This is a genomic window from Ktedonobacter racemifer DSM 44963 (genome assembly GCF_000178855.1).
GTDB classification, from domain to species: domain Bacteria; phylum Chloroflexota; class Ktedonobacteria; order Ktedonobacterales; family Ktedonobacteraceae; genus Ktedonobacter; species Ktedonobacter racemifer.
Window position 1 is genome coordinate 22,925 of record NZ_ADVG01000002.1, and the last position, 19,830, is coordinate 42,754.

Genomic DNA, 19,830 nt, shown 5'->3' on the forward strand with positions numbered 1-19,830 from the left:
ACTGCACAATGGCGTCTTTCTTTTACGTTTTTTTTCTACTACCTATTATAAGCGTTTGTACCTCACTGCGTGCAACCTCGTAGACGTCGGCGAGCGGGATGTTGCGCTCACGAGCGACGCGTGCACATTCCTCGTATTCAGGTGAGGCGCTGATGAGCTGCTCACCAAGGTATTTGACCTTCACGAGCATGGGACCAAAGCTAGTCTGGATGGTGCGCGGCTCGCGACGGGCCTTGAGGCGCTGCATATGCTGGAAGCGCACACCAAGGGTGGTGGTCTCGCGCAGGAGGCTCATGGCGAGCTGTTCGCCGAGTTCGGGTGGGGCGATGACGCGGATGAGCGTGGCGGGGCGATTCTTCTTCATCTGCATGGGGGTATAGCTGACATCGAGTGCGCCCAGCTCTAGCAGATGATCGAGCAGGCCGCCCAGCAGTTCACCGCTCATATTATCGATATTGGTTTCGAGCACGGTCACCCAATCGGTCTCTGACTCGGCTTGCTCCAGGGTGGTTTGGACAGGAGAAGGCGCAGGCTGAGGAGCTCTCCTAGATGAGGGAGACAGATTGCCAAGGCAGAGACGTAGGGACTGACCACCGTCGCTGGCGCTTTTTCCTGGGACGCAACCATAGCCAACCTGCGTCACGCTGAAATTAACTGGCTCAAAGCTGGCCAGTTCGGACAGGAAAGCTGCCCCTTCCAGAGAGACTTGTTTGTTGTCAGGCGTGCTATACCAAACGGCCTCAACACGAATCAGCATCTCCAGGGCTTCAGGAAGCAGCAAGGGTTCCCAGCCGTGCGGTCCCTGGCGAGAGCCAGTAGCCATGGGAAGCGGCGAGACATAATTCTCATCTACGTTCAGCATATCAAGACCGAGCGTCAAGGCAATGAGCCAGAGCAAGGTCGTGATATCAGGGAGAGAGACATCCTCAATGGGAAGCTTCTGTAGCTTGCTGGTCGTCTGAGCGATGTGCTTGACCATGGAGAGTACCGGTTGGCGCACCAGCTCTTTGAGCGTACCTGGCGGGAGCAGAGCAGGAGTATCCGCCAGGCGCCAGGGAACGGCCTTTTCTGGTGCATCGAGGGCAAGTCTGGCACTTCTCCCGCTAACCGGAGCATCTTGCTTTTGCGAGGTAATGGTATGAGCAGGCAGTGAAAGCGCAGCCATAGCTTTTTTGAGAGCGTTAAGATCAAGCCCTATGTCAAAGAGCGCCCCCAGGAGCAGGGGAGCGGTAATACCATCATAGCAATCAAGATACACGACCCGGTGTTCCATGAAAGAGACCTCACAGTGATAGTTACAGCAGTATGCATTTGGTCCGACGCTGCTGAAGCACGCGTCTACATATAATGGCACGACATGCCCGTACTATTATATGTAGACGCGTGCTTCAGCAGCGTCACTCTACGATAGGCGTTCAAGCCAGGCGGCTTTGCGCTCTGGTGAGAGATGCGTGCTGGCGGCAACGACCTGGGCAAATGTGAGCGATTCCTGATTCTCGCCATAGGGGCCACGCGGCTCGGCGACCTTCAGGCGAGAGCGAGATGAGGTGTTGGACGGCTCACGGCTGGCAAAGAAGGCTTCAATGGCCGCGGGCGAATATCCAAGCACGCCTGCCAGGCACTGAGATAGAGTAGCAGGAATGCTCTCCGGAAGCAAGGTACGTCGCTCCAGTAACTGAACAATATCTTCGCTCAATTCAAGCACGTCGGCGAGTTGGCGCGGTGTGACAGGCTGCTGCTGACGGCTCTCGAAGAGGCTGCGCACGGCGACATCCTGGGTAGAGAGGGCAGACTCCTGAGCCTGGGAGGTGTAGGCGCGCTCGAGGGCTTCGCGCGAGACCTCTGAGAGCGAGGCCAATGAGGTATTCATGGGCAAAGGAGCCTCAAAGGCCTGGTAGTAGCTGATAAAGTCAAGCAGTTCCTCACGATACTGAGGGTAGCGCGCGAGATAGGCAGAGAGCGAGGGCGACCTGCCCTCCTGGGCTTCCTCGACATAGCGCGCTGTAATGCGCATAATTTCTTCGCGTTCATGCTTCATCACTAAGAACCTCCTCCTCCTGTTGTAACAAAAGACGTAGTTGTTCCAGCGCCTGGCGCTTGCGGTTACGCACGGTACGGTCGGTAATGCCAAGGGTGCATGCGACCTCTCGCTCGGTCTGCTCCTGCCAGAAGAGGAGCAGCAGGATCATGCGCAGGTGGCGAGGCAGCATCTGTACCAGGCTAAGCAGAGCGCTGGTCTCGACCGAGCGCAACATATGTTCGGCGCGGGCATCTTCGACTTCGATCTGCGCCACCTCGCCATTATCGAGGAGGACCGGGCGCTCCAGGCATTGCAGGACCGCGCGTGGAATACGCGAGCCACGCTCGACGTCACGGTCGCGCCAGCGTCCCTCACGCATCATAAAGGCGCGGAAGATGTGTTGACGTTCGTAGCGCAGGCAGTGATGGAAGTGCTCCTCCCAGAAGCAGCGCCCCGGATCGAGCAGCGCGCGCACAATGGCTTCATACAGATCGGCGCAGAGATCGGCGTTCAGCATGCGTCGCTCGTCCTCGTGGAGCGCGAGATGGGCAAGGACACCACGCGCCCAGGCCTCGTTCTCATACTGGGTGCGCCTGATAATGACCTCGATCAAGCGGCGCCGTCTACTAGCTTGCGCAGGTGAGGGACAGGCGCGCACACAGCGCACCAGGACTTCAAGGGGGGTTTCCGCCGCCTCCACCCGTTGCCAGAAGAGATATTCCTGCTGATTGCCTGCCTGCTCATCAAGGGGCAGGGTCTCATAGTGCTGTTTGAGTTGAGTACGCCTGTGTGCCCACCGCGCCTCCTGCTCCCGCTCCTCAAGTGCCACACCCGTCCATTCCACGGACCATTCCTCCAACCGACACCACAGCGCATAGGGGTGGGGAATAGCTCATCCTGTACCTATGCTATACTCATTTCTTCTGCCCTCAAGTATAGACATACACGTATCACATGTCAATCATGGGAGAACCTAAGAATAGAGCCTCTCCAGTGGCTTGCGGCTCGGCTCGTAAGCTCACCTATAAATAGGAGGAATGGGGGGCTGACACGGGCCAAATACCCATTCAGTCCTCCATCCCTCCTATTTATGGTTTGAGGCGAGAAAGGCTGCTTAGTTGATGGGGCCGTTGTAGCTGGCGCTGACATTGATATCATCAACATAGAGGCGATTGGTCGATGAATTCAGGATCATCAGGCGCGAGAAAGGATTTGTCGTCGAGAGATCGTTATTGATTGACCCGGCGGAGGTGCCATTTAACCAGAGTTCCGCGTGGCCGCTCGTAGCCTGATTCAGGCCAATCTCAACGCTATACCAGGTGTCCGCTTGAATACCATTGGCGGGCGAGGAGAGGGTATAGACCTGTCCTCCATTGCCCCAGATGAAGGTATCAAGCGCCTTGGTATTGGCATTATAGACAATCTCCCAGGCATTGTTGCCATTGTTATTGCGACCAAGCGCGATATCGGTTCCAATAGAGAGATCACTGATGCGGAAGTAAAGACGGGTATAGCTCTGGGTCACCGGGCCTGAGGGCATGGTTGTATAAATGTAACTATACTGATTGGCGCTATTGATAAAGGCCGCCGCGTGCGTCCCTCCATGCACCACCGTCGTCTGCGCACTCGCCTGTCCCGTGCTATCGGCATTCGTAAATGTCCACTTGGTGAAATTGCCGGTCTCAAAGTCATCCTGGAAGTAGGATACCTGCGTCACGCCCGTACCATTGAGAGGAATGGAATAGGAGGTCACACTGGCACTGGTGGCAATGGCAAGAGAGGCGCTACGATCACCGGCTACAGGTGGCGTAAAGCTGACCGTGATATCACAGGAAGCGCCGCTGGCAAGCGAACTGCCACAGGTGTTCGTTTGGGAGAAGTCGCTAGCATTCGTACCAGTGACACCGATACTATTAATACCGAGCGCGGAGGCACCAGTATTTGAGAAGGTTACGGTACGCGAGGCGGTGCTATTGACGCCCTGTTCGTTGAAGTCAACACTGCTAGGCGCGAAGTTAACATCGGGCCCCGCGTTGGTCGGACCATTATAGGTATCGGCAACCACAACATCGTCAATATAAGTGGTGGTCGCAATTTTGTCGAAGAACATCAGGCGCGCATAGGGATTGGCGTTCGAGAGATCGGCATCAACCGAGCCAATAGAGGAGCCATTGACCCAGACCTCTCCGTGTCCGCTAGTCACTGAGTTGACATAAACCTCGACACAATACCAGGTATTGACCTTAAAGATGTTGGAAGGACTTATAAAGCTATGCAGGTTGCCTTGACCATCCCAGAAGTAGACATCCAGGCCATGAATATCGCGGTCAAAGTCGACGCCCCAGACGCTCCGGTCATTGTTATTGCGTCCAATCGCCAGTTCGGTGCCGCTGGAGAGTCCGTCAAACGTGGAGTAACGGACATAGAAGCGGGTGTAGGCACTCGTGCGAGCGCTGGAGAGGGCGGTATAGACATAGCTGATCTGTCCGGGGTTAAAGGTATTGGTCAAAGCCAGGGCATATGATCCAGTATGGGTCACCTGGGACTGTACTGTGGACTGACCATTTTGATCGCTGTTATTGAACGTCCATTTGCTCGTATTCCCGCTCTCAAAACCATCGCTGAAATAAGTTTGCGAGGCGTGCGCTGGACGTGGAAGGAAAGCAAACGTAACCATCAGGAACGCTGAAAGTACAAGGATCCGTAACCCACACTTTGTCATCCTTGGCAAAACATGCTGCATATTCTAATTTCTCCTAATCTAGTAATGTGAACGATCTCACCTGGAACACACAAGGTTACCTCCTGGTGATTCTCCCGCCAGGGAATAGCGATTGCTTGGATCTCCACCAGAGCATAGCAGACAGTGGTTGTGAGAGCGTATTTATCAAGGTGAGAAGGCTGTGCTTATCCAGTGAGAGAAGTAGATATTGTGTAGAACGTCCTTATCAGAGGAAGAGAGAGACACCTACTCGGAGCGAAAATCCTGAGCAGGTGTCTGGCAATGAGCCTGGTTGTATCCTGGAGAAGCTTATTCGCCGCTGTCGTGGAAGGCGAGGGCGTTGCGGTAGATGTCGACGTAGCGACGGGCGGAGGCTCCCCAGGAGTGGTCCGCCTGCATACCGCGAATTTGCAGCGTGCGCCAGACATCTTTGAAGCGATAGACGGTCAGGGCGCGCATGATGGCAGCGAAGAGATGCCAGGGGTCGTAGTCGTTGAAGAGGAAACCGTTGCCGGTATCACTGGCGGGATCGTAGTTCTGGACGGTATCGGCGAGGCCACCAACGTTACGGACGATAGGGACGCTGCCATAGCGCATGGCGATCATCTGGTTCAGACCGCAGGGCTCGAAGCGCGAGGGCATCAGGAACATATCACTACCGGCGTAAATGCGCTGCGCCAGCTCGGTATTGAAGGTCAGGAAGACCGCAACCTGGTTGGGATAGCGCGCGGCAAGGGTCTGGAAGAGCTCATGATAGTGCTGATCACCTATCCCCATGACCACAAGTTGGATACCCTGGTCCAGCAGTGGATGCACAATCTGGGAGATCAAATCGAGACCTTTCTGGTCGGCGAGGCGCGAGATCATGGCCAGCAGCGGGATATCCGCGTTCACCGGGAGATGAGCCTGTTCTTGCAGGGCAATCTTATTCTCGATACGCCTATCGAGTGAGCTGATATCAAATGGTGTGTGAATATGGGCATCGTGGATAGGATCATTCTCCTGGTAATCGATGCCATTGAGAATACCGAAGACACGCTCCTTACGGGAGCGGAGCAGGTGGTCGAGGCGCTCACCAAAGGTCGGGGTCAGAATCTCCTGAGCATAGCGCTCGCTCACCGTCGTAATCGAGTCGGCAAAGAGGATGCCACGCCCCATGACATCCACAACATTGGCGAGTTCGGAGATCTGGGGATAGAGGAAGCCCTTGGAGGCCACACCCGCGACTTCGAGCAGGCGATAGCCAAAGATGCCCTGATAGGCCAGGTTATGGATAGTGTAGACGGTCGCGGTATGCTCAAAGAAGGGATCGCCATAGTAGAGCGTATGCATCCAGTTAGGCACAATCCCGGTATGCCAATCGTTGCAGTGAACGATATTGGGCGACCAGTTGAGGGCGCGGGCCGCCTCTAGGGCAGCGCGGCAGAAGAGAATAAAGCGTTCGCCGTCATCGGTATAGCCATAGAGGTTTTCGCGCTCGAAGTAGCGGGGAGCATCAACCATGTAGACGGGAACATTGTTACCGATGGTCCCTTGAAGGATATTCACCTCAACCTGATAGGAACCCATGGGGACGGGCATAGAGGAGATGATAGTCTGCAAGTGAAAGTGCTCGGGATCAATCTGACGATAGCGTGGCATGACCAGGCGTACATCGTGTCCTAGCTCCTGTAGGGCTTTGGGTAGGGCGCCTACGACATCTGCCAGGCCTCCAACCTTGACGAAGGGCACAATTTCGGCCGCTAGAATTAATACCTTAAGAGGATCATCATTGTGCATCAGTTTCATCGGCGGGAAAATTCTTGTCTCCAGCGAGCGAGGAGGAAATGCCGCCTCTCCTTTCACGAACGGGTATCTACATTCCCACTATATATCAGTGCAGTGCATCCATATACCAGCCTACCCCTACCATACCTACCTCGATACGCTTATGATGCACTGTCAACCTTATTTGTAATGCTGAACGTATGTTATTGTACCACAAGTCCTCTAGCCATCCCTGGACCCATCAACCTTGCGGCAAGACAACTTGAATTTCAGGAGAGCAAGAGTTTGTAGGGTTCAAGCTGGCATGGACTCCGAGCGTAGCGACCGTTCCAGCGCCAGAGTATCGGCCTGCGGGCCGGGCGAGTCCAAGCCAGCCTGGACCCTACAATATGTGTAATGGGTAGTGGTGGGAGAGGAGAGAGGTCAGGAGATGGGCAACGCCATCTTCGTCATTCGAGAGCGTAATGGCATCGGCAGCCTGGAGTACGAGGGGATGAGCGTTAGCAACCGCCACGCCGAGGCCAGCCCATTGCAATAATGGCAAATCATTGGGCATATCGCCAAAGGCCACAACCGCATGCGCCGGTATCTCAAGCTGTGCGCAGAGTGTGGCAAGCGCCTCGCCCTTATGTACATCCGCACGCGCAATCTCAAGAAAAGGCGCACCAGAGTAGGTCACGCTATACTCACGCGTATCGAGCAAGGGGAGAACCGCTTTGTACAATTCCTCAGTCGTCAGGCTTGCATGGTGCGTCATTATCTTGATTTGCGGTGCCTGAAGAATGGTCGCACTATCGACGATCCGTGGGAATGGAGCGGTGTCGTGAGCGCAGAAGGGATAGAAAGCCTCTTCACAGGTAACAGACAGTCCGCTCTCGGCAGCGAAAGAGAGATCAGGCAAAGCCGTGCTCAGGCATGAAACCAGGTCTTGTACCTGCTGAGGCGAGAGAGCGAGCTCTCCCAGAGAGCGATCTTGATCCAGGTCATACAGAATCGCGCCATTGCAACAAAGCGCGAGGCCGCCAATCTCATAGGTCCTGGCGATCTGGCGCAGTGTACGCGGAGGGCGCGCACTGATCAGTACGAGAGCCACGTCGGTAGCCTGCAAACGGCGCAGTACCATACCTGTTTGAGCTGAGATCGTCTTATCGGAACGAAGCAACGTCCCATCCAGGTCAGTAGCGACCAGCTTTAAGGAGGTAAGCGACGAGAGTGTGGTATCAAGGTGAAAAGTTCCCATGGTAGTCCTAGCCTTTTGGCATATAGAATACCACATCTATATGTATGTCTGGGATACCTTCGCGCCTGCCGCACTCATGTATCAGTAAAAGAGCAAAAGCAAAGGGTCCGAGCCATGGCTCGGACCCTTTGCTTTTGCTCTTTTACTGATATAAATCAGACCTTGTAGCGGTTGCGCGTCAGGAAGTAGAGCTGGACTGCGGCAAGAACACCCATGAGGATAATCATTACCACCGCGTCCGTCTGCGGCATGACTGGCGCAGTAGGATTGATCGAGGGAGGCGCGATCACAGTCCCAGGAATAAAGGGAATGTTTGGCGCGGTCTCAGGCTCCCAGCTTGCAGGCGCGATTGAGAAGAAGGCAAACGCACCCAGGTAGATGAACAAGCAGGTACCCATCACGAGCCACTGACCCAGACAGCCCAGGTTGTTCTCGCCAACCACCGCGAACTCGCGGCGACCGACCGAGGTCCAGATAACAGCCATGATCAGCATACCGGCGCAGAAGATCATACTGACGAGAATCTGATCTGGAGCGGTGTGGACGAGCAGGGTCAACCCGGCGATGGTCGCCACGGTAACCACGCTACCAACAACCACCAGGTTGCGGTTGCTCTTCCAGGCCCAGACAGCACCCATCAGGATGACAAATGCGTTCGTCGTCACGATAGCGTCGACCAGGTATCCACCCTGCTGCGCAAAGGTGCAGGTAGCAGGGATAGCGGACTGACGCGCACAGAGCGTGAAGTAGGGACCCAGGATCGGCACGAAGTGCAGTCCACCAATCAGGGGGTAGAGCGCAACCGCCAGAACCAGGCAGATACCGCCAGTCTGACCCAGGCCGAGCGCGCCAACCGCGTAGAGCGCGGGCATAGTGCGCTGGCGCACCGGACGCATCAGGTAGTGCAAACGCAGGGCAAAGGCAGCCATGGTCAGGTAGATAGCCGTACCCAGGATGATGCCAGCGCCAAGGTTGACCCACTTGATGCCAGTCGCAATCTCTTTCATATTGCCGCCAACGATCTGGAGGGCGAGGCCCTGATCGCTCACCTGAGAGTAAGCGAGCAAGGAGAGCACGACCAGCGTCGAACCTGCAATGATCAGGCTGCGAATGGCGGGCGTGGTCCCCAGATCGCGGCGATCCTCGGTGCGGCTCTCGCGAACGGCGAGCGCGGCGTAGAAAATCATCGCCAGACCGACGGTAAAGACCGCCAGGCCAACCATGAGCAGATCAATCGCGTTTGCCTGGAACCAGAGAAACTGACCACCCAGCATTGGGGAGATATACATCTCTGGCTTGGCAAAGTTTGGGAAGTACTGGCCATTGAAATATGACCAGAGCGAGAGAGCCAGACCAGCCACGCTCAGGATCGCGCCAAGGCCAGTGAAGACCGCAGGCGGAATACTCGGCTTGGGATCGAAGAGCGAGACCACGGTAAAGACAATAATAAAGCCTGCCAGGCAAGTTACAGCCAGGGAGAAGAGACCTTGCTGCAAGCCCTCAAGAGAGGCCGCAGTCATCTTCAGGTAGATATACCCTGGGAGCTGCCCAACAAGGATAGCCGCGAGAAAGAAGAAGCCAGCTGCGAAAATGATCGAGCGAGCCCACGAAATCCTCTCCGGCAACTCCTTTTTTTGTACTTGTTGCATGGATAGCAATCCCTTTCAACATGCCGTACATATCTATAACAACCACATATCCAGTGACCTGGCATTGCTGCGCGTCCACACAGAGTATGTCATTGCGCAAGACAGGTCGGCATAAGCTGACGTTGAGGACTTATGCCGCGGGAACAATCGTCAACTGCGCCTGCATATCAGGATGCACGGAGCAGTAGTAGACCAGCTGGTGCGAGCCTGCATTGAGATTGTAGGCTTCTTGAGTCACCGTCCACTCGAAAGACTTGCCGGTTTCCAGGGTCTTTGAATCAAAGATGTTGGGCAGCGCTTTGGGGCTGGACAGGTTGCTACTGTCGATAGCCGTAACCGTGTGCGCGACCTGGTCAGCATTGGTCCAGGTGATCTTGGTGCCGACTTTCACTTTCAGGTTGGCATACTCGAAGCACGCGGTCTTGCTGGTGCAGACTTTCACCTGACCGGCAGGAAGGATGCGTACTTTCACCGTATCTTCTTTGCTCATATCAACGGCCTCGCCAAACTGGCCGTTCTTACCAAGCGTTACCGCCTGGTCATAGAGGTTCTTGGCATTCGCCTGAAGATATTCGACCAGACCGTTGAAGCCATTCTTCGCGGCATCGCCGGTGTAGCCCTGCTTTTTGGCATAGGTTGGATCGGCGGAGCGGATGAGCGCGAAGAGATAGTCAACGTCAATCGCCTTCAGCTGGCCACCGAACTGGTCCCGGCGAGGAATCGTGTTCAGGTTGCTCGGCAGTGGCGCATTGGGATTATAGTTGCCCGAAGTGATCATTGCCTTGAGCTGATTGTCCGTCAATTTATTCAGATCGGCGACATTGTAGCCCAGGTATTTTTCAAAGAGCAACTTATCTTCCTGACCGATAGCGTAACACTGATCGGTACAGACTTTGACGTAGACTTTGAGTCCCTCATTGATAGCATATGATTGCAACTGCTGCTGTGACGTGGCCTGGTTCTGATTCTCTATAATCCAGAACACGGGGATCATCATCGAAACCAGCGAGAGCATGACGAGTGATCCATAACCGGTCTTTTGGACCGCGTTAGTTCGTGAAAAGAGAATAACCAGCAAGCCGACGACGACGATCAGCAGGACAACGATGCCTATAGCAATTTGACCTATATTCATCACAGATTTCCTACTATAAAACTTCGATCTCTTGGATGCCCCACTCCAGATCTGGAATGGAAGCGAGATCAACCCTACTTATAGAATGAAGAGACAGCAACGCCAGTAGGCGGCACGCGCTACTTGCGTACGCGCCTACTACTTATGCGGCGTCTTTATATCTATAAGATTCCCTGCGACAAGAGGCAGAGGAACAGGAGATTAGCCGCCCGCGCTACACTCTTTCGTTGGCTTGGGAAGCAATTGTGTCGTCGCATCAGGATGCTGCACATTGCTATTGATGGTACCCGTATTAATGATAATCTCGCCATCTTTGAAGTTCATATCAAAGCGGTCAAGGCTACGAGGGGCGGGACCATCCAGGAACTCGCCGTTGACATTATAGTGCGAACCATGACAGGGGCATTTAAAGCTCACACAGTCATTACGGAAGGGAACGGTACAACCCAGGTGTACACAGCGCTGATAGAGCGCAACCCAGGTAGACCCATCGCCATCATGCACCACATTCTCCAGCTGGAACTGGTCTTGCAGGTTCTGGCCTGACAGCAGATATTGCGCATCATTGGCGAGATGGACCAGGTACGAGCGAGCGGCCGGAATATAGAACACGCCCTTCTCGTTGAGGACCATCTCCTCAGGCTTGGCAGCCGGGAAATCGGTCTTTTTGCCCACGTTCTGCGCGGAACCGAAGTCGCCGCCCGACGTAGGATACATAAAGTATAGAGCCCCGGCAACCGCAGCAGTGGTAGATATGCCCCACACCGCTAACATGGACCTGCGCAGGAAGCGACGGCGGGAGAGACGCTGGCGAGCGATCTCCGCGGCCTCGGCGCCACCACCATGCAGAATCTCATATTGTTGTGGTGTAATCGGCTGCATATCATCATGACTACCGTTACTACTCATTGATTACCCTCTTGGATTCTTTGTTTACTTTTCCTGCTTGGTATTGAGCTTGGCCAGGTAAGAAATCTCTTCTGATCCGAAAGCCTGAGCGCGGAGCGCTAGTCACGCGAGTGACGTTGGATTTCGGAATAAGATCCTACAGGTCAAAGTAAATGCCGCCCGTCCACGGCCAGGTCCAAACCCAACCTGGACCACGGAAGAAGCTGCCAGCCAGGGTGATGACCGCCCAGAACATCAGGAACATGGTAAAGGTCACAATCGCGACCTTGCGATCAGCGTAAGCACGGCTGGGATTGCGGTCAACATAAGGCAGGACCGCGAGAGCCGTCAATGTCAGGCCAGGAACCAGCACACCAGCCGTGGAGGGCGGGAAGTAGTGCAAGAGTTCCTGCAAGCCCAGGAAGTACCATGGGGCCTTGGCAGGATTCGGCGTCGTATTGGGATCGGCCGGCTCCTGAAGGGGAGCATCGATCACCAGTGACAGCAACGTAATCATGATGGTGAGCATGGTCGCGGCGAAGAACTCGCGAACCAGCAGGTGAGGCCACACGAAGACCGAGTCTTCGAGCGGCTTCTCCACACGGGTGATCGCTTCCTGCTTCACTACAGCCAGAGTACGATAACGTCGCTGCGTCGCCGATGCCTGTGTCTGTACCTTATCTTTAGGTTCAATTGCCATAGAGGTTTCCTCTCCAAAGCACCGTAGAAGTACGGAACAAATGCACTTGACTAGCGAGTGGCACTAAGCGCTTCACTCTCCGCAGTTCGGGCTTCGAGTTCGCGACGCGAAGGAGGAGGAGGACCAGCCTCACCACCATCCTTACGGATGCGCCAGAAGTGAACAGCCATAAGCAGGGCGCCCGCCAGCGGGAGCAGAATGACGTGACCGACATAGAAACGGATCAGCGTTGCCTGAGCGACGGCACCACCACCAACGAGGACCTTGTAGACAGGATCACCCAACAGAGGGGTGTAAGGAGCCAGGTTGGTACCTACCGTGATAGCCCAGATCGCGATCTGGTCCCAGGGTAGCAGGTAACCGGTAAAACTCAAGAACAGGGTAACGAAGAAGAGTAGCACGCCCACAACCCAGTTGAACTCTCTGGGTGGCTTATAGGCGCCATGATAGAAGACGCGAATCATGTGTAGCGTCACGGACACGACCATCAAGTGTGCGGCCCAGCGATGCATGTTACGCACAAGGTGGCCGAAGGAAACGGCGCTACTTAGTTGGTTAATATTCTGATAAGCTTGCGTGGTGTCTGGGACATAATAAAACATCAGAAAGACACCGGTAATCGTCAGCAGCAGGAAGAGGAAAAACGAGATACCACCCATACACCAGGTATATGTGATTTTCATCGCCTGACGGCTGACCTTTACAGGATGGAGGTGCAGAAATACGTTCCCCATCATGACCAGTGACTGGTTCAAGGGCGTATCAGGATAGCCGTGGCGGAAGATAGAACGCCACACCTGACTCTGAACGATTGTCTGCGTCGCCATGTCAAGCAAGCTTTTCTTATTTGAAGTAGAGCTCACTGTGCCTCCTCAAAGGATCAAGACTTTCAATAAAGTTATGTTTGCAAATAATTCTGAACGACCGTGAGGCTGATTATAACACAACCAACCCTGAAGGAGTACTATTTGCTCCCTCGGCCCCCCCTCTTGTCCCACCACCCATAGGAGAAGTGGGATAAGCCACTCAACAAGGCTTTTACTAAGATCTTGTTCCGAAACCCAACGCCACTGACGTGTCTAGCGCTTCGCGCTCAGGGTGTTCGGATAAGAAGTATCTGCAAATCAGATTATAATAAAAATTTCCGCCAAAAGGGAGAGTAGAAACTCATAGCTAGCCTTTCCCTCCCCCAATTCACCAGGAAGCCCCTGGGTAAAAAAAGGTATCGCGGGTCAGCGTACCTGTTCATCTGAGATGGCCCATTTGGGTGAAAGGAGCCTGTGAAGCCCTCGATTCCAGCTGCCTGAAAGGGCATACGGGCGCCTGGGGTTGCTGTTGAGTTGCCTGGGATTGCCGGTTAGTGGATGTACTCCATTCTGACCTAGCTTACCTCCGCATACCGGGAGATACATCAGGTACTTACCTGATTTTTCCCAGGGATTCACCTGATTCTCAGGAATGAGGAGGGAGCATTTCTGGCTTGACAGGCCGTTTGACAGTTCCGACAAAGAACCGATACAATTACAGAGAGGAAGGGTACAAACACACGCGGTACCGAAGAAGAAGATTACAGACAGTTGGAGAGGATTGTTGCCCCATGGCGCACGCTGATACCAGGCCGATCTACCGGGGAATTCTGAAGAGGAATACCTTGCTGAGGCAACTCTTTCGCATTCCCGCCTTATATAAAGTGCTCATCGCCAATAGCTTTATTATCTTCGTAGGAGCAACGGCAGGCACATGGTTGGCGACCCATATCAATACGTATGGACCCAGTGGCCTCCTGATTTTTGTCGTCATTGGCTGGTCTATGAGCGTTATTTTGAACTTTGTGCTGCTCCAGATCGCCTTCAGGCCCTTGATTGAACTAGGGCGGATCATGGGACGGGTCCGCGAGGGTGACCGCACCCAGCGCGCCGATGTGACGGGCTTTGATCCCCTGGCGGACCAACTGGCAGGCACATTTAACATGATGCTGGAAGCAATTGATGACGCCAATCGCCAGCGCGCCTCACAGATCACCAATGCCATGGAGGAAGAGCGCAAACGTATCGCGCGTGAGCTGCACGATGAGACCTCACAGGTGCTCACCTCGCTCTTGATCAGCCTGGCCGTCCTTGAGGAGTCGGTTAAGACGCAGGACGCGCGAGACCGCATCGCGGATACGCGCATGCTGGCCCATCAGACGCTGCGCGCCATCCGCAATCTGAGCATCGACCTGCGCCCAAGCGCACTCGACGACCTGGGCCTGGTGCCCGCGCTACGCTGGTATGTAAAAGAATACCAGCAGAAGTTTCCCATCTCAATCAGCTTTCAGGCGGTGGGCTTTAAAGAGCGGCTCAATAACGACCTGGAGACTGTCCTCTATCGCATTGTGCAAGAGGCCCTGACCAATATCGCCAAACATGCCCAGGCCCAAAACGCGACGGTCATGCTCAAAGAGGACCAGGATGGCATCTACGCTACCATTACCGACGACGGGCGTGGCTTTAATGCGGACCAGTTAAGAGGGAGTCCCGGGGCTGGTCAGGAGCGAGGTTGGGGGCTGGTTGGCATGCGCGAACGGGCGGACCTTTTTGATGGCACGCTCAACATTGAATCGCAGCCAGGGAAAGGCACGACGGTCCAGGTTTATATTCCCCTCCCCCAAAGAGAAGCTAAAAAAGTATAATTATGAAAAAGTGTAAAACTCATTTGTGTATCGGGTTATTCAGCAATTTTTGCACCAGATAGGGCCTATATGAAAATACGTATCTTACTGGCAGATGACCACACAATCTTGCGCGCAGGCTTGAAAATGATGCTCAACGCCCAGCCAGACATGGAGGTCGTGGGCGAGGCACAGGATGGGAAACAGGCAATCCAGGAGACACAGCGCCTACAACCTGATATTGTCCTGATGGATATTACCATGCCCGATCTCAACGGCATCGAAGCCACCAAACAAATTAAAAAGATCGCACCCGACGTCAAAATACTTGTGCTGACCATGCATGAACATGATGAGTATGTTTTTCAAGCGCTACGAGCCGGAGCCTCGGGCTATATGCTCAAAGAGGCAGCGGATACTGAGTTAATCACGGCCTTGCATGTCATCTTGAGTGGGCAATTCTACCTCTCACCCGCCGCGCAATCGGTTATGGTAGGAGATTATCTCCAGCGGTCAAAAACTGGTGAAGAGAAAGATAGCTATAGCAGTCTGACGGAGCGCGAACGCGAGATTCTCAAGTTAGTAGCAGAGGGCTTTACCAATAACCAGATCGCCGAGCGCCTGGTCATCAGTCCCAAAACGGTAGATACGCACCGCACCCATATCATGGATAAACTGAATCTGCATAGCCGCGCGGAGCTGGTCAAATATGCCATGCGCAGAGGGCTGCTGGAGGACTAAGTAGGTGGTATGGTGTGCAGGCAGCCTGCGACTGCCTGCACATCATACCACCCGGGCGAGCGCCGCAGGTGCGAGGAGCCTGCTAACGTAATTCGTTGTCTTCAAAATCAGTTGCTTCGTTATTCTCTTCGGCGAAATACTCATCGCTAAAGAAGCCAACGTCACGACCGACGTAGACGCTTACCAGGAAGTCATCACGCGGCATATCAGCCGAGAGCACAAGATCCTCGTCAATTTGTTCAATGAGCTTGGTGAGTTCGGTCTCCTCTAGCTCTCGCTCCAGGATGAGCGTGCCATGAACAGCCGTTGTTGTAAAGTGGATGTCAACGGTTCCCAGGCGGTTATTGTTTTGCAGGCTATTGCCCTGCATAATGTAGTAGCCCTCGGAATAAGGCGTGCGAAAATGTCGCTCAAAACGAATGTCTTCTAACATTCCTCCCACGCAGCCAGTTGCCTCGCTGCTCTCCTTTCGTCGTGCTTGCGCAATGCTGCTTGGAGCTATTCCCCAGCCCATCGGGCATACGTGGTAAATACTGGACGCTTAGCTACATGCGCACCAAAATCGCTCTCGCGGTATATCGAAAGCAATTATACCATACCAATCTCATTGCAGAAGAGGTCAGGCAGGGAAAGAGTATAGCGAAGGTGAAGAGTAAGGGCATGCCAAACGGTATGCCCTTACTCTTCACCTTCGCTACGAGTTATTAGTATGCCAGTGGTTTGACTATAAGAATTTCCATGTGGAGCGGGCATGAGAGAAGAACGATTGCTCATACTGTGCATAATCCTTCTGCGGCGCCTCCAGGGTGAGCAGGTAGAGATGGTTATTGTGCATAGTGGCGAGTAAAATGCCGGTATAGTTTGCGTTGCGTATCACAAGCGAGCCATGCAGTTGCTTCCACTGCTCCCCGCCGAAGGTCAGCGTCTCACTGGGCGTCATGTTATCCATACTCAGCTTTGTCGCTTGCTGATTCAGATACTTGGCGAGATCACCGGGATCCTGGTCAGAGACCGCGATAGTGATAAAGCCCGTCTGAGCGTCAGCGTGCGCACTATCGGCATTGGCAATCGTGACGCTATGCTGTGCGGAATCAGCCTTCCAGGACCAATCATCTGGAACCTCTATCGAGGCATTGACGCTGGTATCGCTAAAGGTTTGCCAGGTATGCAGTGGCTGGCTAAAGGGATGCCCAAGCGTGAGCCAGACAGCCGAGAGCGCAATGCCCAGAACAAGCACCACAGCAACCACAGCAACGATGAGCTTCCCACGCGAGCTTTTTCTCGCCGCAGGTGCCATAGGAGCCACGGGTTGTACGGGCTGTGACGAGGGAATTGGTGTCCCTGGCATAGAGGAGGCAGGTGCTCCCTGCCAGCTCTGGGCGGGGCGGGGCGTCTCTGGCGTGATTTCACCAGGGAAACGCCCGTTGGGGTCTAACCCGAGGAAGGGTGTCGCACCAACATCTGGGCGCTGCTGAGGATGCGGAGTAGAGGGCAACACCTCAAAGGGCGGATGCGCATCAAGGCCCAGGAAAGGTGTAGCGCCAACAGGTGGCTGAGGCGCCGGGGCGGGGTTCGCACGCTCAGGCCTGGGGAGGGCATCAGCCTGAGGAGGGCGAAGGCTATTCCCACGCTCGGCTAGCGGGAACGCATCGCCGCTGCCCGAGATAGATTGTGTACGCTCATCTGCCAGGTGAGACTCCTTTGGAGTGGAGGGAGCCTGGGCCTGAAGCGGCGTGGTATGCAATTGATCAAAATCCTCGCGCCGCTGGCGCGCTTGCGCCTCTTGCTCTTTACGCACATCACTGACCTGAAGCGCTTGTGTGGGGATAGCGTCTATGTCCTCGTTCTTGTGCGACTGTTCATCCTGCCAGGCGTGTGGAGCAATTGTGGCCTCCTGCGACCAATCCCTGCTGGTTTCAGGCTGCTTGTTTTCATTGGGAGATACGAAGGACTCAATGCTGGATTGAGAAGTAGCGGCAAAGCGCGACAGGTCATCATCCGAAAACGCTGCCGGTGAGGGCTGGCGCGGCTGCTGAGAGCCTTCTTTCGCGGAAGAGTCTTTCACTATTGTATGTGTCACGGGATCCGGCCAGGAGAACTCGCCGACAGGCTGTGGGCGAGGACGGGCAGGAGTGGGAGGTGGAGTTTGCTCCACACGCGCAGCCAGTTTGGCAGGCTCAGGAGAGGGTTTGTCTTGAGAGCGCGCGCCTGGACCTTTCTCTAAGCGTTCCATCCAGGCAGGAGGCACATCCCCCTGCTCAGGCAAGGGCTTCTCCTCACGCTCGCCAGCGGGAGCGCTTTTTTCCGCACTAGCAGGAGCGCCGGTCTTCCCTTTTGAATGAGGACTAAAAGGATGCGAAGGGACAAGAGTGCCACAATTATTACAGAACCGGGCGTTCTCTCCTGGTAACGCCAGGCCACAATTAGCACATTTCAATTCCACAGAAATGTCTCCTACCTCTAGCTTCGGACGAAACGTTTGATAGTATATAAAATAATGTCTTGTGTTTTAACAGTCAAGCATAGAGCTAATGAGCTGGACGCAAGATAGAAACACAACAATGCATAAAATAGATATCTAAGTAAAGCTTCTCGCTACTCCGTGGGATATGGGATGTGATGTGGGGAAAGGCCTGCGGCCTTTCCCCACATCACATCCTCTACACTTGTAACGTATTGCGAACACGTAATGGCGCATTCAGTACTTGTAGGATCCAAGCTAGCTTGGACTGCAAGCCTCAGAGTCCATACCAGCATGGACCCTACAATACCACGTATGTAGTACTAAGGGCAATAAGTATTTTACTTAAGGGTGAGTACGGCTTCGCGCTCTTCGGGTGTGACAAGTACTTGCTGGTTCTTTACCAGTTCAACCAGTTTCTTGCGGCCCTTGGGGCTACCGATCATCAGCACACCTACGAGTTTGTTGTCGCGCAAGAAGAGCTTGCGATAGTTCTCGTTCCCCTTCTCGCCGGGTTCGCGACGTGTGACCGTTTCCAATTCTGGGTTATTGGATTCAGCGATACCAACGACGGCAATATTGACGTCGAAGAGAGGGCTGGTATAGGTTGGCACATCGAGATAGGCCTGGTGTCCACCGCCCATATTGGTGCCAGCGATACGCCCATGGGCCATGGCGTTGTCCCAGGTGCCCATAGTGTGATGGTAGCCAATCGTGGGATCATAGAACTCGGCGACGTCGCCAGCGGCATAGACGCCCTCGACATTGGTCTCCAGAAACTCGTCGACGACGATACCACCACGAACTTTAATGTGTGTGTGTTCCACAAGTTGCGTATTGAGGGTGATGCCCAGTCCGATACCGATCATATCGGCCTGGATCTCGCGCCCCTTTTTGGTCTTGACATAGCTCGGCACACCATTTTTGGGCACGACGCTCTCGATTTCGTCGCCGTGGATGACCTCGACACCAAACTTACGCGCGATATTATCCACGACCTCGCCACCCTCGGCGTCAAGCGCGCTGCGCAGCCAGTAGGGGCCACGCATCAGCCAGGTCGTATCCAGTTTGCGGACCGCGAAGCCATCACACAATTCGTAAGAAATAAAGCTACCACCATACGCCAGGGCCGTCTTTGACTCAAGCATACGCTCAATAATCGTCTTGGTGTCATCAAGCGTTACGAAGTTATAGATATGTTTCGCATCTGAGGCCCCAGGAACGTTGAGCGTGTTGGCCCAGCCGCCGGTCGCAATCAACAGGGCATCATATGGAAGCTGCTGTCCCTTATCGGTCACCACAACGCGCTCTTCGGTATTGATCGACACGGCCAGGGTTTCACGCATCAGCGTAATGTTTCGCTGCTCATGCCAGGCGACGTCACGAATCATGACTTTCTGTTCGACAATAACACCTTGTAAAAAACGTGGAAGCGAGACGCGATTATAGAGAGGATACGCCTCATTGGTCAGCAAATGAATGCTGCAATTGGGATCATTCTTGCGAAGCGTCTCCGCAGCGGTTGTGCCAGCAATCCCGTTCCCGATAATGACATATCTTTTTTCGTGCGTTGCCAAGTAAATCACTCCTTTTAGCGAAATGTCCACCCTGAAGCATGAAGCTTCTGTTTTGTGTGCATCTTAACATAGTCGTTGTGAGAAAACTATCCCTTCTTTACACTCATCGTTGATCATGCATTTTTCCCGTGCAATTTTCTACTGGGCAGCAGTGATCACAATCGCTCTGGGAACGGCACTGTTCAGGGCTGGCTACAGCACAATGAATAAGATGCACATGTGGATAGTTTTCTTTATATAATGTCGCATAGAACTGAGGAAACGCAACAGTACGGGACAG

General features: G+C 54.2%; 16 protein-coding genes. 2 read left to right on the forward strand and 14 right to left on the reverse strand.

Going from position 1 to position 19,830, the window contains the following annotated elements:
* Positions 1-22: 22 nt before the first annotated feature.
* The 11 genes from larC2 to extP all read right to left on the reverse strand — a co-directional run bounded on the left by larC2 (position 23) and on the right by extP (position 12,948).
* Positions 23-1,273, reverse strand: coding sequence for a nickel pincer cofactor biosynthesis protein LarC2 (gene larC2 / locus KRAC_RS16515; protein ID WP_007908923.1), 1,251 nt, complete (start codon positions 1,271-1,273; stop codon positions 23-25).
* A gap of 129 nt (positions 1,274-1,402) precedes the next feature.
* The gene (locus tag KRAC_RS16520) at positions 1,403-2,038 is read right to left on the reverse strand and encodes a hypothetical protein (protein WP_007908925.1); all 636 of its coding nucleotides are present in this window, start codon (positions 2,036-2,038) and stop codon (positions 1,403-1,405) included.
* Positions 2,028-2,864: an RNA polymerase sigma factor gene (locus KRAC_RS16525; RefSeq protein WP_007908927.1), complete on the reverse strand. Its 837-nt coding sequence runs from the start codon at positions 2,862-2,864 to the stop codon at positions 2,028-2,030. The genes KRAC_RS16520 and KRAC_RS16525 overlap by 11 nt, the downstream gene beginning before the upstream one ends.
* A 270-nt stretch (positions 2,865-3,134) precedes the next feature.
* Complete coding sequence (locus KRAC_RS16530) at positions 3,135-4,763, reverse strand: choice-of-anchor D domain-containing protein (protein WP_007908928.1); 1,629 nt, start codon at positions 4,761-4,763, stop codon at positions 3,135-3,137.
* 288 nt (positions 4,764-5,051) lie between these two features.
* Positions 5,052-6,530 carry a glycogen synthase GlgA gene (gene glgA, locus KRAC_RS16535; RefSeq protein ID WP_007908929.1) on the reverse strand — a complete coding sequence of 493 codons (1,479 nt, stop codon included), beginning with the start codon at positions 6,528-6,530 and terminating at the stop codon, positions 5,052-5,054.
* A gap of 361 nt (positions 6,531-6,891) precedes the next feature.
* Positions 6,892-7,749 carry a Cof-type HAD-IIB family hydrolase gene (locus tag KRAC_RS16540; RefSeq protein ID WP_007908931.1) on the reverse strand — a complete coding sequence of 286 codons (858 nt, stop codon included), beginning with the start codon at positions 7,747-7,749 and terminating at the stop codon, positions 6,892-6,894.
* 155 nt (positions 7,750-7,904) lie between these two features.
* Complete coding sequence (locus tag KRAC_RS16545; RefSeq protein WP_007908933.1) at positions 7,905-9,398, reverse strand: hypothetical protein; 1,494 nt, start codon at positions 9,396-9,398, stop codon at positions 7,905-7,907.
* A 130-nt stretch (positions 9,399-9,528) separates the two neighbouring features.
* On the reverse strand, positions 9,529-10,533 hold the full coding sequence (locus KRAC_RS61720) for a cupredoxin domain-containing protein (protein ID WP_007908935.1): 1,005 nt from the start codon (positions 10,531-10,533) through the stop codon (positions 9,529-9,531).
* A 201-nt stretch (positions 10,534-10,734) separates the two neighbouring features.
* Positions 10,735-11,442 (reverse strand): Rieske (2Fe-2S) protein, encoded by a 708-nt coding sequence (locus tag KRAC_RS61725; protein WP_007908937.1) that lies wholly within the window; start codon positions 11,440-11,442, stop codon positions 10,735-10,737.
* Positions 11,443-11,578: 136 nt separating this feature from the next.
* The gene (locus KRAC_RS16560; protein ID WP_007908939.1) at positions 11,579-12,121 is read right to left on the reverse strand and encodes a cytochrome b family protein; all 543 of its coding nucleotides are present in this window, start codon (positions 12,119-12,121) and stop codon (positions 11,579-11,581) included.
* Positions 12,122-12,171: 50 nt separating this feature from the next.
* Entirely contained in the window at positions 12,172-12,948 is a 777-nt protein-coding gene (extP, locus tag KRAC_RS16565; RefSeq protein ID WP_052568334.1) for a selenite/tellurite reduction operon b-type cytochrome ExtP, read from the reverse strand.
* Positions 12,949-13,718: 770 nt separating this feature from the next.
* Here extP and KRAC_RS16570 point away from each other — a divergent pair.
* Together KRAC_RS16570 and KRAC_RS16575 are read left to right on the forward strand one after the other, a co-directional pair.
* A complete protein-coding gene (locus tag KRAC_RS16570) occupies positions 13,719-14,792 on the forward strand; it encodes a sensor histidine kinase (RefSeq protein WP_007908942.1) in 1,074 nt (357 codons plus the stop codon).
* A 69-nt stretch (positions 14,793-14,861) separates the two neighbouring features.
* Entirely contained in the window at positions 14,862-15,512 is a 651-nt protein-coding gene (locus KRAC_RS16575; protein WP_007908943.1) for a response regulator, read from the forward strand.
* An 82-nt stretch (positions 15,513-15,594) separates the two neighbouring features.
* Here KRAC_RS16575 and KRAC_RS16580 read toward each other — a convergent pair whose 3' ends face one another.
* The 3 genes from KRAC_RS16580 to KRAC_RS16590 all read right to left on the reverse strand — a co-directional run bounded on the left by KRAC_RS16580 (position 15,595) and on the right by KRAC_RS16590 (position 19,550).
* Positions 15,595-15,945 (reverse strand): hypothetical protein, encoded by a 351-nt coding sequence (locus KRAC_RS16580; RefSeq protein ID WP_040443772.1) that lies wholly within the window; start codon positions 15,943-15,945, stop codon positions 15,595-15,597.
* Between the two features lie 291 nt (positions 15,946-16,236).
* Entirely contained in the window at positions 16,237-17,955 is a 1,719-nt protein-coding gene (locus KRAC_RS16585) for a zinc ribbon domain-containing protein (RefSeq protein ID WP_007908965.1), read from the reverse strand.
* Between the two features lie 359 nt (positions 17,956-18,314).
* Positions 18,315-19,550: an NAD(P)/FAD-dependent oxidoreductase gene (locus tag KRAC_RS16590; RefSeq protein ID WP_007908967.1), complete on the reverse strand. Its 1,236-nt coding sequence runs from the start codon at positions 19,548-19,550 to the stop codon at positions 18,315-18,317.
* Positions 19,551-19,830 lie beyond the last annotated feature (280 nt).

Coding starts and splice junctions, on each gene's coding strand:
- larC2 (WP_007908923.1), bottom strand. CDS start 1,273: ATGGAACACCGGGTCGTGTATCTTGATTGCTATGATGGTATTACCGCT.
- KRAC_RS16520 (WP_007908925.1), bottom strand. CDS start 2,038: ATGAAGCATGAACGCGAAGAAATTATGCGCATTACAGCGCGCTATGTC.
- KRAC_RS16530 (WP_007908928.1), bottom strand. CDS start 4,763: ATGCAGCATGTTTTGCCAAGGATGACAAAGTGTGGGTTACGGATCCTT.
- glgA (WP_007908929.1), bottom strand. CDS start 6,530: ATGAAACTGATGCACAATGATGATCCTCTTAAGGTATTAATTCTAGCG.
- KRAC_RS16540 (WP_007908931.1), bottom strand. CDS start 7,749: ATGGGAACTTTTCACCTTGATACCACACTCTCGTCGCTTACCTCCTTA.
- KRAC_RS16545 (WP_007908933.1), bottom strand. CDS start 9,398: ATGCAACAAGTACAAAAAAAGGAGTTGCCGGAGAGGATTTCGTGGGCT.
- KRAC_RS61720 (WP_007908935.1), bottom strand. CDS start 10,533: ATGAATATAGGTCAAATTGCTATAGGCATCGTTGTCCTGCTGATCGTC.
- KRAC_RS61725 (WP_007908937.1), bottom strand. CDS start 11,442: ATGAGTAGTAACGGTAGTCATGATGATATGCAGCCGATTACACCACAA.
- KRAC_RS16560 (WP_007908939.1), bottom strand. CDS start 12,121: ATGGCAATTGAACCTAAAGATAAGGTACAGACACAGGCATCGGCGACG.
- extP (WP_052568334.1), bottom strand. CDS start 12,948: ATGGCGACGCAGACAATCGTTCAGAGTCAGGTGTGGCGTTCTATCTTC.
- KRAC_RS16570 (WP_007908942.1), top strand. CDS start 13,719: ATGGCGCACGCTGATACCAGGCCGATCTACCGGGGAATTCTGAAGAGG.
- KRAC_RS16575 (WP_007908943.1), top strand. CDS start 14,862: ATGAAAATACGTATCTTACTGGCAGATGACCACACAATCTTGCGCGCA.
- KRAC_RS16580 (WP_040443772.1), bottom strand. CDS start 15,945: ATGTTAGAAGACATTCGTTTTGAGCGACATTTTCGCACGCCTTATTCC.